The following is a 13,987-nucleotide window of genomic DNA, read 5'->3' as shown; positions in this document are numbered from 1 at the left end:
GCATCTGCTCACCCCAGTCACTTACTTGAGTAAGCTCCTGGGGATTCTCAGACTTGCCGCCTTGATGCAACTTGAATGATTTTGTGTATATCTGGAGCCGCCGTTACGGCGGCTCACTCTAAAGGAGGAGCAGACCGATGTCGCAACCCTTACTGAAAGTGACCGACCTGGCGAAAAGCTTTTCCGGCGTTTGGGCGCTGAGCAGCGCACAGCTGACCGTTGGTGCAGGCGAAATTCATGCGCTGTTAGGTGAGAACGGTGCCGGAAAATCGACCCTGCTGAAAGCGCTGGCGGGCGCACAGCCGCAAACACGCGGGGATATTTGGTTCAACGGAGAAACATTGCCGGTAGAAGACTCTCCGGTTGAGCGGCAGAACAAGGGCATTATCACGATTTATCAGGAATTTAATCTGCTGCCCAATATGACCGTTGCCGAGAATATGTTCCTCGGTCGTGAGCCGCGGAAACGCAATCTGATTGTTGACGAAAAGGCGGTAAATCAGGAAGCGCAGGTGATTCTGGATTACCTGCAACTGAACGTTGCGCCAACCACGGCCGTGGCCCGGCTGAGCGTGGCGCAGCAGCAAATGGTGGAAATTGCGCGGGCGCTGACGCTGAACGCAAAGCTGATCATTATGGATGAACCTTCCGCCGCGCTGAGCGACAGCGAAGTAGAAAGCCTACATCGTGTGGTGCGGGAACTTAAAGGGCGCGGCGTGAGCATTATCTACGTCACCCATCGCCTGCATGAAGTTTTTCAACTCTGTGACCAGTTCACCGTTTTCCAGGATGGACGATTCACCGGGAATGGCGCGGTTGCACAGACCACCGTAGAACAGCTGATCCGCCTGATGGTGGGGCGCGATGTGGCCTTTAATCGCCGTCCGGCCAGCGAAACTCACCATGAAGATAAACCTGTGCGTCTGGCGGTGAAGGGGCTTAGCCGCGAAAAACCGCCGCTGGATCCGCATGGTATCGCGCTGCACGATATTAGCTTCCACGTGCATGCTGGCGAAGTGTTAGGCATTGCCGGACTGGTGGGTGCCGGGCGCACCGAAGTGGCCCGCTGCCTGTTTGGCGCCGACGGTTTTACTTCCGGCAGCTTTGAACTTGATGGCGTGCCATATCAGCCGCGCGATCCGCTGTTTGCGCTGGATCAGGGGCTGGCGCTGGTACCGGAAGATCGTAAAAAAGAGGGCGCGGTGCTTGGGCTGTCGATCCGCGACAACCTGTCGCTCTCCAGCCTCTCGTCACTGCTGCACTGGCGCTGGTTCGTGAATACCCGCAAAGAGGATGCCCTGATCGAGTCATACCGCCAGGCGCTGCAGATCAAAATGGTCAACAGCGCGCAGGAGGTGCGCAAGCTCTCCGGCGGGAATCAGCAAAAAGTGATCCTCGCGCGCTGCATGGCGCTTAATCCTCGAGTGTTGATCGTGGATGAACCAACGCGCGGCATCGATGTTGGCACCAAATCAGAAGTCCATCAGGTGCTGTTTGATATGGCGAAAAAGGGCGTGGCGGTGATCGTGATCTCCTCCGATCTGCCGGAAGTCATGGCGGTTTCCGATCGGATCATCACGTTGAGTGAAGGCCGGGTAACTGGCGAGATCCACGGCGACGACGCTAATGAAGAGCGGCTAATGACGATGATGGCCATCAACCACAACGCCCTGAATGCGGCATAACGGAGTGATTCATGACGCAGATTATTTCTAAAACGCAGGTTCCTGCCAAACGCGGCGGACGTCTTGATCCCATTGCCTTTTTTGAGCGCTTTGGGGTATTGATTTTCATGATCCTGCTGCTGATTTTCTTTCAGTTGCAGAACAGCAATTTTCTTTCTGAACGCAATATTTTCAACATCCTGACCGAAGTCTCCATCTACGGAATCATGGCGGTGGGGATGACGTTTGTCATTCTGACTGCCGGGATCGATCTGTCGGTGGGGTCCATCCTGGCGGTCTGCGCCATGACCGCTGCGTATGTGATTAAGGGCGACAACTTCACCACCGTCGACCCGAACGCCTGGGGCGGCATGAGCTGGCTGATTGGCCTTGGGATCTGTATGGCGATGGGCACCGCGATTGGTTTTCTGCATGGCCTCGGTGTGACCCGCCTGCGTCTGCCGCCGTTTATCGTCACCCTCGGCGGGATGACCATCTGGCGGGGCCTGACGCTGGTGATTAACGACGGTGCACCGATTGCCGGTTTCGACGCGGGATACCGCTGGTGGGGACGCGGTGAACTGCTCGGTATCTCCATTCCAATCTGGATATTCGCGCTGGTGGCGGTAGGCGGTTATCTGGCGCTGCATAAAACCCGCTGGGGGCGCTTTGTGTACGCCATCGGCGGCAACCCGGAGGCGGCGCGTCTGGCAGGGGTCAACGTGAAGCGCGTGCTGGTGAGCGTCTACGTACTGATTGGCTGTCTGGCGGGGCTGGCGGGCTTCATCCTCAGTGCTCGTCTGGGAAGCGCAGAAGCGGTCGCCGGGATCTCGTTTGAGCTGCGCGTCATCGCTTCGGTGGTCATTGGCGGCACCTCGCTGATGGGCGGCTACGGGCGTATTGGCGGCACCATTATCGGCTCGATCATCATGGGCATCCTGATTAACGGTCTGGTGCTGATGAATGTCTCGGCTTACTACCAACAAATTATTACCGGCTTAATTATCGTTCTGGCGGTGGCGTTCGATACCTACGCCAAGAGCCGTCGCGGCGCATTGTGAGGATCATGATGAAAGAAGTTCGTATTGGATTGATTGGCACCGGGTATATCGGCAAGGCGCATGCCATCGCCTATGCCCAGGCCCCGACGGTGTTTAACCTGCGCGGCAAGCTGGTGCGCGAAATGGTGGCGGAAGTCTCTCCAGAGCTGGCCGCCGAGCGGGCGCAGGCGTTTGGCTTCAAACGCTCAACTGGAGACTGGCGTGCGCTGGTAGCTGACCCGGCCATTGATGTCGTGGATATCTGTTCTCCTAATCATCTACACAAAGAGATGGCGCTGGAAGCGATTCGCCATGGCAAGCATGTGTACTCAGAAAAGCCGTTGGCGCTGAATGCTCACGACGCACGTGAAATGGTTGAGGCTGCACAGCGGGCAGGAGTGAAAACGCTGGTGGGGTTCAACTATATGAAGAACCCAACGGCGCAGCTGGCGAAAGAGATCATTGAGCGCGGAGAAATTGGTGAGGTGATCCATTTCTACGGCACCCACAACGAAGACTACATGGCCGATCCGCTTGCGCCGATCCACTGGCATTGTTTTAAAGAGACCGCCGGACTTGGTGCGCTTGGCGATCTGGCGGCGCATATCGTCAATATGGCGCAGTACCTGGTTGGGGATATTCAGCAGGTCTGCGGCGACCTGAAGATCGTGGTGCCACAGCGTCCGGCGAAAGTCGGTTCCTCGCAAATGGTGACGGTAGAGAACGAAGATCAGGCCCACGCGATGGTGCGCTTTGCAGGCGGTGCGCAAGGGGTGATTGAAACCTCGCGCGTTGCCTGTGGCCGCAAGATGGGGTTGTCGTATGTGATTACCGGGACCAAAGGAACCATCAGTTTTACTCAGGAGCGTATGGCTGAGCTGAAGCTCTATCTGCATGACGATCCGGTCAACCGCCAGGGGTTTCGCACTTTACTGGTTGGCCCGGCGCACCCGGACTACGGCGCGTTTTGCATGGGAGCCGGGCATGGTATCGGCTTTAACGACCAGAAAACAGTAGAAGTACGTGACCTGGTGGACGGCATTGCCGCCGATGCACCGATGTGGCCGGACTTTGAAGAGGGCTGGAAGGTGTCGCGCGTGCTTGACGCTATCGCACTCTCGCACCAGGAAGGCCGCTGGCTGAACGTGAACGACATTGTCTGAAGAGGTATCAACGTGGAAAAGCAGTTTGATGTGATATGCATGGGCCGCGTGGCGGTTGACCTCTACAGTCAGCAAATTGGCGCGCGCCTGGAAGATGTGTCGAGCTTTGCCAAATATCTTGGTGGTTCGTCCGGCAACGTGGCTTACGGCACGGCACGCCAGGGACTGCGTTCTTCAATGCTGGCGCGGGTTGGCGACGAACATATGGGGCGTTTCCTGCGTGAAGAATTAAACCAGGTAGGCTGCGATACCAGCCATCTGATCACTGATAAAGACCGCCTGACAGCGCTGGTGTTACTCGGCATTAAAGACCGGGACACCTTCCCACTGATTTTTTACCGTGATAACTGCGCGGATATGGCGATTACCGCCAGCGATGTTGATGAACAGTACATCGCTTCTGCTCGTTGTCTTGCCATCACCGGGACGCATCTTTCTCATCCGCAAACCCGCGAGGCGGTGTTGACGGCGCTCGCTTACGCCCGGCGTCACGGCGTGCGTACGGCGCTGGATATCGACTATCGCCCGGTGCTGTGGGGGCTTACTTCCTTAGGCGACGGCGAAACGCGCTTTATCGCCGCCGATCAGGTCACCCGCCAGTTGCAGGAGGTGCTGCATCTTTTTGATGTAATTGTCGGCACCGAGGAGGAATTTCATATCGCGGGCGGCAGTACCGATACGCTGCAGGCGCTGTCGCAGGTTCGCGGCGTGAGTCACGCGACGCTGGTTTGCAAGCGTGGTGCGCTCGGCTGCTCGGTGTATACCGACGCCATCCCGGCCCGGCTGGACGATGGCCTGACAGTCACCGGCGTACGCGTAGAGGTGCTGAACGTGCTGGGGGCGGGGGATGCGTTTATGTCCGGTCTGCTGCGCGGCTACCTCAACGATGAGGGATGGGAGCAGGCGTGCCGCTACGCCAACGCCTGCGGTGCGCTGGTGGTGTCGCGTCACGGCTGTGCGCCGGCGATGCCGAGCAAAGTGGAGCTTGATGATTATCTTTCTCGCGCCGCAGAGGTTCCACGTCCGGATCTCGATCCGCATCTCAACCATTTGCATCGCGTGACGACTCGCCGCCGCACATGGCCGGAACTGTGCGTGATGGCCTTCGATCACCGTAGCCAACTGGAAGATATGGCGTTGCAGTGCGGCGCGTCTTTGAAGCGTATTCCGGCATTGAAACAGCTTATTTTGCAGGCCAGCCGTGAAGCGGCCAACATCGCCGGGCTGGAGGGCAAGGCCGGGCTACTCTGCGATGGTACGTTTGGTCAGGATGCGCTGAATGCGATAACCGGAGAGGGCTGGTGGATTGGTCGCCCTATCGAACTGCCGGGGTCGCGCCCGCTGGAGATGGAACACGGCAATATAGGCTCGCAGCTCATTAGTTGGCCGCAGGAACATGTGGTGAAGTGTCTGGTCTTTTTCCATCCGGAAGATGCCCACGCGTTGCGCCTGGAACAAGAACAGAAAATCGCTGAGGTGTACCGCGCCTGTTGCCAGTCCGGTCATGAGCTGCTGCTGGAGGTGATTTTACCGGCCAGTATGCCGCGCAGTGATGAACTGTATTTGCGCGCCATTTCCCGTTTCTACAACTTAGGGATCTACCCCGACTGGTGGAAACTCCCACCGCTGACATCTGCTGGCTGGACGGCGTTGAGTGACATTATCGAACGGCGCGATCCGCACTGCCGTGGCGTGGTGATCCTGGGCCTGGACGCACCGGCAGAGCAACTGCGTGCTGATTTTAAAGCGGCTGCGGGTCATGGGGTGGTGAAAGGATTTGCCGTGGGACGCACGCTGTTCGGCGACGCTTCCCGCGCGTGGTTGAAACACGATATTGACGATGCGCAACTGGTGGCGCGCATTAAAGATAACTACCTGCAGCTTATCGCCTGGTGGCGCGAGCGCGGACAAGCATAATTCAGGAGAAGATGATGACGGTACAATTAGGTATTAATCCACTGACATGGACGAATGACGATCTTCCTTCACTGGGCGCTGAGACGTCGCTTGATACGTGTCTGAGCGAGGGCAAAGAGGCTGGATTTGCTGGTTTCGAACTGGGTAATAAATTCCCGCGCGAGGCGCGACTGCTCGGCCCCATTTTGCAGCGCCACGACCTGCAACTGGTTTCCGGCTGGTACTCCGGACGTCTGCTGGAACGCAGCGTGGAGGAGGAGATTGCCGCCGTGCAGTCACATCTGACGTTACTGCGCGAACTGGGAGCGAAGGTGCTGGTCTTTGCCGAAGTCAGTGGCTGCATTCACGGCGAGCAGCAGACGCCGGTACATCTGCGTCCGCGCTTCCCGCAAGAGCGCTGGCAAGAGTACGGTGAAAAGCTCACCGAGTTTGCGCGTTACACCCAGCAGCAGGGGGTACAGATTGCCTATCACCACCACATGGGAACGGTGATTGAATCTGCTGAAGATGTGGATAATCTGATGATGTATACCGGTGATGAGGTTGGCTTGTTGCTCGATACCGGGCATTTGACCTTTGCGGGTGCCGATCCGTTGGCTGTGGCGCAGCGCTGGGCATCACGTATCAGCCATGTTCACTGCAAAGACGTGCGTGCCGACGTGCTGGCGGATGTCAAAAACCGCAAAACCAGCTTCCTCGATGCGGTGCTGAGCGGCGTCTTTACCGTGCCGGGAGATGGCTGCGTTGACTATCCGCCAATCATGGCATTGCTGAAGGCGAACCAATATCAGGGGTGGCTGGTGGTGGAGGCGGAGCAGGATCCGGCCATCGCGCATCCGCTGACGTATGCGCGTCTGGGCTATAACAACCTTAGCCGTCTGGCGCGGGATGCCGGGTTTATCTGAGGAGGTGATATGTCACGTTTATTATCACGCTGGCAGCAGCCGGACGCGCAAGGGTGTACGCAGTCAGTGACGCCGGAAAGCGCCGGTTGGAGATATGTTGGCTTTAGAGCGTATGAACTGCAGGAAGGGCAGCAGCTTACGCTGCCCGCCGTCAGCGAAGAACGTTGTCTGGTATTGGTTGCCGGACGCGCGACCGTCACCACGCCGGGCGCAACTTTTACGGATATCGGTGAGCGGATGAGCCCGTTCGAACGGATCAAACCGTGGGCGGTTTATGTCACTGCTGGTGAAACCATACAGGTTCAGGCGGTGACCAGACTGGAGCTGGCGGTCTGCGCTGCACCGGGGAAAGGCACGCACCCAACACGGCTGATCGCACCTAAGGATATCGACGGGGAAGCGCGTGGCAAAGGTCACAACCAGCGTTATGTGCATAACATCTTACCGGAAGATAAACCCGCAGATAGCCTGCTGGTGGTGGAGGTGTGGACCAACGAAGGTTGTACCAGTTCTTACCCAAGCCATAAACATGACACCGATAATCCCCCGCAGGAAACCTATCTGGAGGAGACTTACTACCATCGCCTCAACCCGCCGCAGGGATTCTGTATGCAACGGGTCTACACCGACGATCGGTCGCTTGACGAGTGTATGGCAGTCTATAACCGCGACGTGGTGATGGTGCCGAAAGGGTATCACCCGGTGGCAACCCTGGCGGGATATGACAGTTACTACCTTAACGTAATGGCCGGCCCGGTTCGCAAATGGATGTTTACCTGGGAAGATGAACATGTGTGGATTAACAGGGATTATCCGGTTGATAAGTAAGGATGAAAGCGTTTGGCGAGAGTGAAACAGGATTTGCTGTCGCCACTCGTGGAGTTAGGGGCTGTGCGTTACAGTGGCCCTGATCTGGTTTAACTTTAGAAACAGATTGCGATGAGGCCCGATGCTTGATTGCGGCTTATTCCTAATAATAAAAAACCGCTTTCGCGGTTTTTTATTATTCAATGTTTGGAAGATTATTCGCTGACTTTTTTCTCAACGGAGGCAGCACCTTCTTTAGTCTTATTCCAGCCTTTCTCGGTACCTTCTTTTGTTGCATTCCAACCTTTTTCAGTACCTTCTTTGGTTGTATTCCAGGCTTTTTGTGAACCTTCACTCACCTTGCTGCTCAGGTCATCTTGTTTACCTTCAGCAGCATGTTTGGCTTTTAATTTTTGCTCTTCGCCCTGATTCTGCGCCTGATGCAGTTTTTCTTTTGCAGTATTGGCGTTTTCGTGTGCGGCGGCTACATCATTATCGGTTGCGTGTGTTGTTGCGGCAATAACCGGAGAAGCCAGCAGAATTGCAGATAATGCGATAATTGTCTTTTTCATAATATCCTCGCTTAGCGTTATAAGTTATTAGCGTGGTTAAGCATGGCATACAAACGAAGCGCTGGCTTTAGGAAAAAACTGTAAATGCTGATAACGGTATTTATCTATTTTGTGCAATTGCGAGTAATTAATACGGTTTTTTTGTTGGGGGTACCCACATTTAATGCTGGGTTAAATAAAGAGTAATAATCATTATTCAGCATGGGAGCGACATCATAATGCTGCCTGATATTTATTTGGGGATGTTTTTTTTATTAGAAATGAGGTTGAATTTTAATCACGTTTTACGTGTGAAACTATACGTGTACCCATTTCTTAGTGTTTGACCGGTACTACAGGTAATACAGAGACCAAAAAGCCCTCAACTTGCGCTGAGGGCTTTTCTCCGGTGTTTGGTGGCTGGCGGAGTCTGAGTAAAGTACACAATACTTTAAATTTTAAGGATTTTTTTTCGTATTCAACTTTCAGTCGAGTACCTAAATGTGTACCAATTTCCTCACTGTGGCTGCGTTGTATCTCGTATAAACAGGGAACTAAATATGCGGTTAATCATGGGGCAGCATCATTAGGAGGATATACATTGACCGATGTACTTACACGATGAAACTCTAGTATATTGCCAGTATGGTGACCAGGGATAGCTTCAAACACCCCAAGAAATCGGTACAGTGTCCTGTTCAACTCATCACGAGAATGTGCCATAACAATTCGTTTATCCCAACGTTCTGTGTATCCCTCATCATCTTTTATATTCCGCTCGATGATTTTGTTACCATCGTCAGTCAATTCATTTCCCCAATCTGAATTTCCATATAGTTTTGGAAACCAAACCATGCACTTTCCTGATAGACCCATTGCTTCACTTATGTGAGAAGGAATGCTCCAACCGCCAGACTGATGATGCCCTTTGTTGTAACCGAAACAGTTCAAAGCATCCCGGTGGTATCTGAAGACGGCATCCGGACCTACAGATATCCTTCCTGCCTTAAGATGAGGACGAGCTGTATATTTATTATCAAAATCCCATTCTTTGAATTTTTTATCTTTAATCATTCTATTTTTACGATTGCGTATCAATTCAATAAATTCATTGATGTAACGATCGAAAATTTCAAGGCTTATTTTGCTTGCGGGAATTCTTTTCTCTAAAAATCCTGTGGCTTCAGTAATATCCATACGACGTTTTGCATCATCTATTTGTGATTGCTCACTGTTGTGATGCCCTTCATCAATTTCTAGATAAAGTTCCAGTTGTGGGAAAAATAAATCTGCCAAATAGATTTTTCCATTTTCTTTTCTGATACATTGCTGGCAGATAAATTCAATATCGGGATCATTTAAAAGATGATAAATGCGAGTTACTGCATAATGTTCCCATCGTTTTTTTGAGGTTTTCGTAAGTGAACGCAGGATGTAATCAGTTTTATCCATTTATATGTCTTCCTTCTTCCTTCTTCCTTCTTAGTTCTTCATATAATGTGACTTTTCTTATGAAGATAGTATTACCTATCGCCATAAGATGCGTAAATATTTTTTTAATCTAACTGTTCACCTTGTGGCAATGGTCAGAAAGGAAAAGACCGGCTGTTGCCGGTCGAGGTTGGTTATGTTGCTGCGGATTCGGTGCAATTCGGTAGCCAGTCGACGTAGCTTTCCTCTTTCAGCGGCAGATTAGTTTGTATCCCCTGCTATCGTTCTTTTTTGGCGGTCGGTCGTTGATAATGAAAGCGCCAGAGCATTTTTCCTGTCGTCTTACGATGAGGAATAAACCCTCGCTGTTATGAAGAGTAAGCTCTCTTGCCCGCTTTAGCTTGTAGAACTTCGGTGTTGGTCAGGGGGCACATTGTCCATGCCATTGTGGCCGCTGTTCCAGGAATTGGTATGCGCTTTTAGGTATACATCCTTCCGTATACCTAAAAGCGCATACCAATAATCACCGGATTTAGCCGGATATCTTGGGACAACGACAGACACAAAAAAGCCCGCAGGGCTTGCGCCGTGCGGGCTCTTAGGACTTCAACGGATGACTCTGGTAATCACCGATGGAGAATTTTGGTGGGCTGGCGGAGTCTGAATAAATTACTCAATGCTTTAAATATAAAGGATTTTTCCGTATTCAACTTTCAGTTGTGTACCTAAACGTGTACCAATTAAAGGATCTCAGGTTCAGCAACCTTGCTCCAGCGGAGACGGCTAATGGACTTGAATTTTGCTATGCCTAGTTGATTTCGCTCATTTCTAGACTTTGACCCCGGAGCTTGAAGAGCTGCGACTACTACATCTCGTGATGCTTCATACATGGCAAAAGCATCATAATTTTCATCAAGCAAAACTAAAAGAACAGAATCAAATGGCTTAGATATATCAATAGCACCAATTCTCGCAGAGACTTTTTTAGGATCAGGCATATATCGACCTTTGATTTGAACTCTATATTCTTTCCCGTCCAAAATCTCAGTCGCATCGTATCCGGACTGACGTGCTGAACATAGTGACAACCCGAGAAGAGTTGCAGCTTCATGTTCAGCTATTTCTCCAGTGATTCCGAGAGGCTTATTGGTTAATTTGTAATACCTTAGCGCCACATCTTTAGCTTCATTTAGTATGTTTAAAATTTTTTCATGGTTTTCTTGAAGCAAAGTAGTCCCCATAAAATTCCCTTTTGCTTAACACGTTACGAATTAACGTGCTGTCTTGGTGAGGCTTTCAGCTAACTTGGATCTTTCCATAAAGTATGGAGAGCTACATCATACTCAAAAAAAGTTTTTTTGCATTTAACTGTTCACACTGTTCACCATGCTTATTTTCTATTTTAAATCATAAAGATAAATGGTGATGAGTTGGTGAAGAGTGAACAGTCGACTCTTCACCTTTGTGTTTTTTTCTCGCTCTGGATGCGCCCGGTCAGGCGATGTGGTGGAGGGATAAAAAGTTTTTTCAGGTTTTACTGTTCACACTGTTCACCTCTGGTTTTTTATCAATAATTTCATGGTGATACAGGGTGAATATACGGTGAAGGGTGAACAGTGGATTGTTCACCCTGTGGCAATGGCCAGAAAGGAAAAGACCGGCTGTTGCCGGTCTGAGGTAGGTTATATCGCTGTGGGTTCGTCGCACTTAGGCAGCCAGTCGCCGTAGCTTTCCTCTTTCAGCGACAGGTTAGTCTGTATCCCCTGCTTGGTGTGCCGCTTCTCATAATTCAGGCCGTACTCTTTCAGCATCATGGGCAGCCCCAGCCCGAACATTTTCAGGCTGAGCACGTTTCTGTATCCGTTGGCCTCCATATAGGCCAGATACGCATGATAGAGATATTTACGGTAATTACGCGGGATGATGCTGGCATTCCCCATAAACATCCCGTTGGTCTGCGGGAGCATTTCCAGATAGCCGCAAAAATCAAATGTCGGGTCAGCATCGCGCTTGATACTGAGCGCCTCGTCGGAATTCTGCTGCGACTGGAGCAGTGCGCGGGCGGTCATCTGGTCGCTGAATTTCTGCATAAGCTGGCGCACAATGACGGCCAGCTCGCGGGCGATTTTATCCCTGAGCTGCGGGTCGCGTTCCTCCGGGGCAATCTGTTCCGGGAAGTGAATAATCACCCGGCGACGTGACACACCGCCGCTGCGGTCGGTGAAGCGCATCGGGTTATTGTTCACGGCCAGAATCACCGCCGGAATATGTGTTGAATACGGGTTCTGGTATTTCGGGTCAACCGAGACCGCATCGCCGCCGGTGATGGCCTTAAGCCCTGCGCCGTCACCGCTCCATTTTTCCTGGTCTGGCAGACGGATAAGCGAGAAGCCAATCAGGGAGGCACGCTTGCGCGGGTCTTCCAGTGTGTCGATATCGGCTGACGTGGCGTTATCTTCCCCGGCGAGCAGGGTCGCGATTTCGGCCAGAATACTTTTGCCGCTCCCGCCGGGACCGGTGACTTCGAGAAAGAGCTGCCAGTCGTAACGGTTCGCCAGCACCATAAACAGTGCAGCCAGAATCACGTCGCGTTTTTGTGGATTTTTACCGGCCGCACGGTCGAGCCAGCGCCAGAAGTTCGGCGCGTGCGTCTCCAGCATTTCCCCGTCCACCGGCGGGGTAAAATCCACATCGCACAGCGTGCGCAGCCAGTGCGATTTGTGGTGCGGGCTGAATATGCCGCTTTGGGTATCGAGTACCCCGTTGCGAAAGCCAATCAGACGACGTGCCGGTGTATCCTGCTGCGGAATAATCAGTTTCAGGGTCTCCACCACCGAGGCAATTTTCCCGGATGAGAACGGGGCGCGTAAGCGCTGGAATAAGTCAGCCACATTTCGTGAGAAAGTGGCGGCAGGGATATTTTTCCAGATGCCGTTTTCATAGCGGGACAGGAGCTGGCCGTTCGCATCCACGGCCAGCGCTTCGCCGTAATGCTCATGCACCCGCAAAGCCTTGTCGCTGGCGCTCATGGCGGTAAATTCCGCCTCGCTCATGGTGTCGAACGGGCTTTGCGCCGGTGGCCGGATGGCGTCATAAATAGTTTTGCGCGTGGCTTCCTCGCCGTACTGTATAAACGCATCATTCCAGTCACCGAACACCGGCGGCAGGGCAATAACGCCTTCACTGGCATCTGCGGCCGCTGTGGCCTTGCTCTGGCCGTCGCCGTTAAGGTCACGGTCGGCGGCGAGGACAATCTGACAGGCCGGATATTTCTGACGGGCAAGGCTAGCCAGAGAAAGGAGGTTCACGGAGGACAGCGCCACCATGACGGTTTCCCCGGTCAGGTGATGCACGGTGAGTGCGGTCGCATAACCCTCTGCAATCCACAGGCGTTTTCCGGCCTGTTTTTTCCCTTCGATGACATGACATGCCCCTTTGACCTGACCGCCTTTCAGGGTGCGTTTGAGACCGTCAGCATTAATAAGCTGAAGGTTAACCAGTGCGCCGGTATCGTCATACAGCGGGACAACCACATCACCGGTGCGGAACGTCACGCCGCCGGTTTTATGTATGACGGTGAGCGTCAGACATTCCAGAGCGGGGAAACCCTTGCGGGTGAGGTAGGCGTTGCCGGTGGCCGGTCGGGTTTTCTCCATGAGCCTGACGGCCAGCGCGGTCGCCGCTTTGCGGTCGGCCTCCGTTTCAGCCTCTGCGGCCGCAATCACTTCCGGGGCAACCGGCGGCAGGTTGCCGGTCACGGCGTTTATCTTTCCGGCAGCTTCTGACGGGGTCACGCCAAATACTTTCTCTACCAGCTTAAGCCCGTCACCTGCACCGCACTGATTGCAGAACCACGTCCCGCGCCCCTCTTTATCGTCAAAGCGGAAACGGTCAGAGCCGCCGCATACCGGGCAGGACTGATGGCGGTTTTTAATCACCCTCACACCCAGTGCCGGGAGAATGTTCGGCCAGTGGCCGCACGCCTGTTTTACGGTTTCTGTTACGTTCATTTTCATGGTTATTTTCTCCCTCAGTGCAGTACCGGCGACGTGATATGACGGGCGCAAAGCTCATCCATCACGGCCAGCCCGAGAAAGGACAGCGACGGGGCGGCTTTCAGTGGTCCGGCTTCCATTAAATCTTCCAGCAGTGCACAGGCAATCTGACGGCCTTTTTCCTCGCCGTGCTGGCGTTCGCACAGGGTCAGCCATGCACAGGCCACTGCGCGACGATACAGCGCGGCGCGTAATACGGGCGGTAATGGCTTTTTCATACGTTACCCTCCCCGGTAAGCCACTGCTGATTGCAGCGTTCGACCACGCCGTCGAGCTGGGCGGTCATGAGGTAAATCACGGAGGTGAGCTGTAACTGCTGCGCCGGGTCACGACGAACGGTGGCGCAGTCCTGCACCTGCATCAGGTCGCCGACGAGCTGGCCGACGTTGCGCATATGCTCCAGACATTCGAGGTCACGGGCGGTAATGGTGGTGTGTCTCATGCGCGCACCTCC

Annotated in this window: 12 protein-coding genes and 1 pseudogene; 6 read left to right on the top strand and 7 right to left on the bottom strand. The window is 53.4% G+C overall.

Annotation, left to right across the window (positions count from 1 at the left end; translation table 11 throughout):
• The first annotated feature begins 137 nt into the window (after positions 1–137).
• The 6 genes from OGY71_RS16755 to iolB are packed head-to-tail and all read left to right on the top strand — an operon-like array spanning position 138 to position 7,517.
• On the top strand, positions 138–1,685 hold the full coding sequence (locus OGY71_RS16755) for a sugar ABC transporter ATP-binding protein (RefSeq protein ID WP_003839789.1): 1,548 nt from the start codon (positions 138–140) through the stop codon (positions 1,683–1,685).
• Between the two features lie 11 nt (positions 1,686–1,696).
• The gene (locus OGY71_RS16750) at positions 1,697–2,725 is read left to right on the top strand and encodes an ABC transporter permease (protein ID WP_003826102.1); all 1,029 of its coding nucleotides are present in this window, start codon (positions 1,697–1,699) and stop codon (positions 2,723–2,725) included.
• 8 nt (positions 2,726–2,733) lie between these two features.
• Positions 2,734–3,867: a Gfo/Idh/MocA family protein gene (locus OGY71_RS16745; RefSeq protein ID WP_149334935.1), complete on the top strand. Its 1,134-nt coding sequence runs from the start codon at positions 2,734–2,736 to the stop codon at positions 3,865–3,867.
• Between the two features lie 12 nt (positions 3,868–3,879).
• Positions 3,880–5,784 carry a bifunctional 5-dehydro-2-deoxygluconokinase/5-dehydro-2-deoxyphosphogluconate aldolase gene (locus tag OGY71_RS16740; protein ID WP_286613480.1) on the top strand — a complete coding sequence of 635 codons (1,905 nt, stop codon included), beginning with the start codon at positions 3,880–3,882 and terminating at the stop codon, positions 5,782–5,784.
• A 14-nt stretch (positions 5,785–5,798) separates the two neighbouring features.
• On the top strand, positions 5,799–6,689 hold the full coding sequence (gene iolE / locus OGY71_RS16735; RefSeq protein WP_286613479.1) for a myo-inosose-2 dehydratase: 891 nt from the start codon (positions 5,799–5,801) through the stop codon (positions 6,687–6,689).
• Positions 6,690–6,698: 9 nt separating this feature from the next.
• A complete protein-coding gene (gene iolB / locus OGY71_RS16730) occupies positions 6,699–7,517 on the top strand; it encodes a 5-deoxy-glucuronate isomerase (protein ID WP_193134535.1) in 819 nt (272 codons plus the stop codon).
• 194 nt (positions 7,518–7,711) lie between these two features.
• Here iolB and OGY71_RS16725 read toward each other — a convergent pair whose 3' ends face one another.
• From OGY71_RS16725 to OGY71_RS16700, 7 genes and pseudogenes are all read right to left on the bottom strand, one after another.
• On the bottom strand, positions 7,712–8,068 hold the full coding sequence (locus OGY71_RS16725) for a KPN_00521 family repetitive protein (protein WP_003826111.1): 357 nt from the start codon (positions 8,066–8,068) through the stop codon (positions 7,712–7,714).
• Between the two features lie 549 nt (positions 8,069–8,617).
• Complete coding sequence (locus OGY71_RS16720; protein ID WP_193134533.1) at positions 8,618–9,499, bottom strand: AbaSI family restriction endonuclease; 882 nt, start codon at positions 9,497–9,499, stop codon at positions 8,618–8,620.
• A 266-nt stretch (positions 9,500–9,765) separates the two neighbouring features.
• Positions 9,766–9,924 (bottom strand): annotated as a pseudogene (locus tag OGY71_RS23330) (integrase); the annotation flags it as partial.
• Between the two features lie 294 nt (positions 9,925–10,218).
• Positions 10,219–10,719: a DUF6998 domain-containing protein gene (locus OGY71_RS16715; RefSeq protein WP_001592532.1), complete on the bottom strand. Its 501-nt coding sequence runs from the start codon at positions 10,717–10,719 to the stop codon at positions 10,219–10,221.
• Between the two features lie 441 nt (positions 10,720–11,160).
• Entirely contained in the window at positions 11,161–13,494 is a 2,334-nt protein-coding gene (locus OGY71_RS16710) for a primase-helicase zinc-binding domain-containing protein (protein WP_286613478.1), read from the bottom strand.
• A gap of 14 nt (positions 13,495–13,508) precedes the next feature.
• Complete coding sequence (locus tag OGY71_RS16705; RefSeq protein WP_286613469.1) at positions 13,509–13,751, bottom strand: DUF5375 family protein; 243 nt, start codon at positions 13,749–13,751, stop codon at positions 13,509–13,511.
• On the bottom strand, positions 13,748–13,975 hold the full coding sequence (locus OGY71_RS16700) for a hypothetical protein (RefSeq protein ID WP_001216599.1): 228 nt from the start codon (positions 13,973–13,975) through the stop codon (positions 13,748–13,750). Before OGY71_RS16700 ends, OGY71_RS16705 begins: the two co-directional genes overlap by 4 nt.
• Between the last annotated feature and the right edge of the window lie 12 nt (positions 13,976–13,987).

It is taken from the genome of Citrobacter sp. Cpo109 (genome assembly GCF_030332565.1).
In the GTDB taxonomy this organism is placed as follows: domain Bacteria; phylum Pseudomonadota; class Gammaproteobacteria; order Enterobacterales; family Enterobacteriaceae; genus Citrobacter; species Citrobacter portucalensis.
Note: the sequence above shows the minus strand (reverse complement) of the source record. Positions and strands in the feature narration are given on the sequence as shown.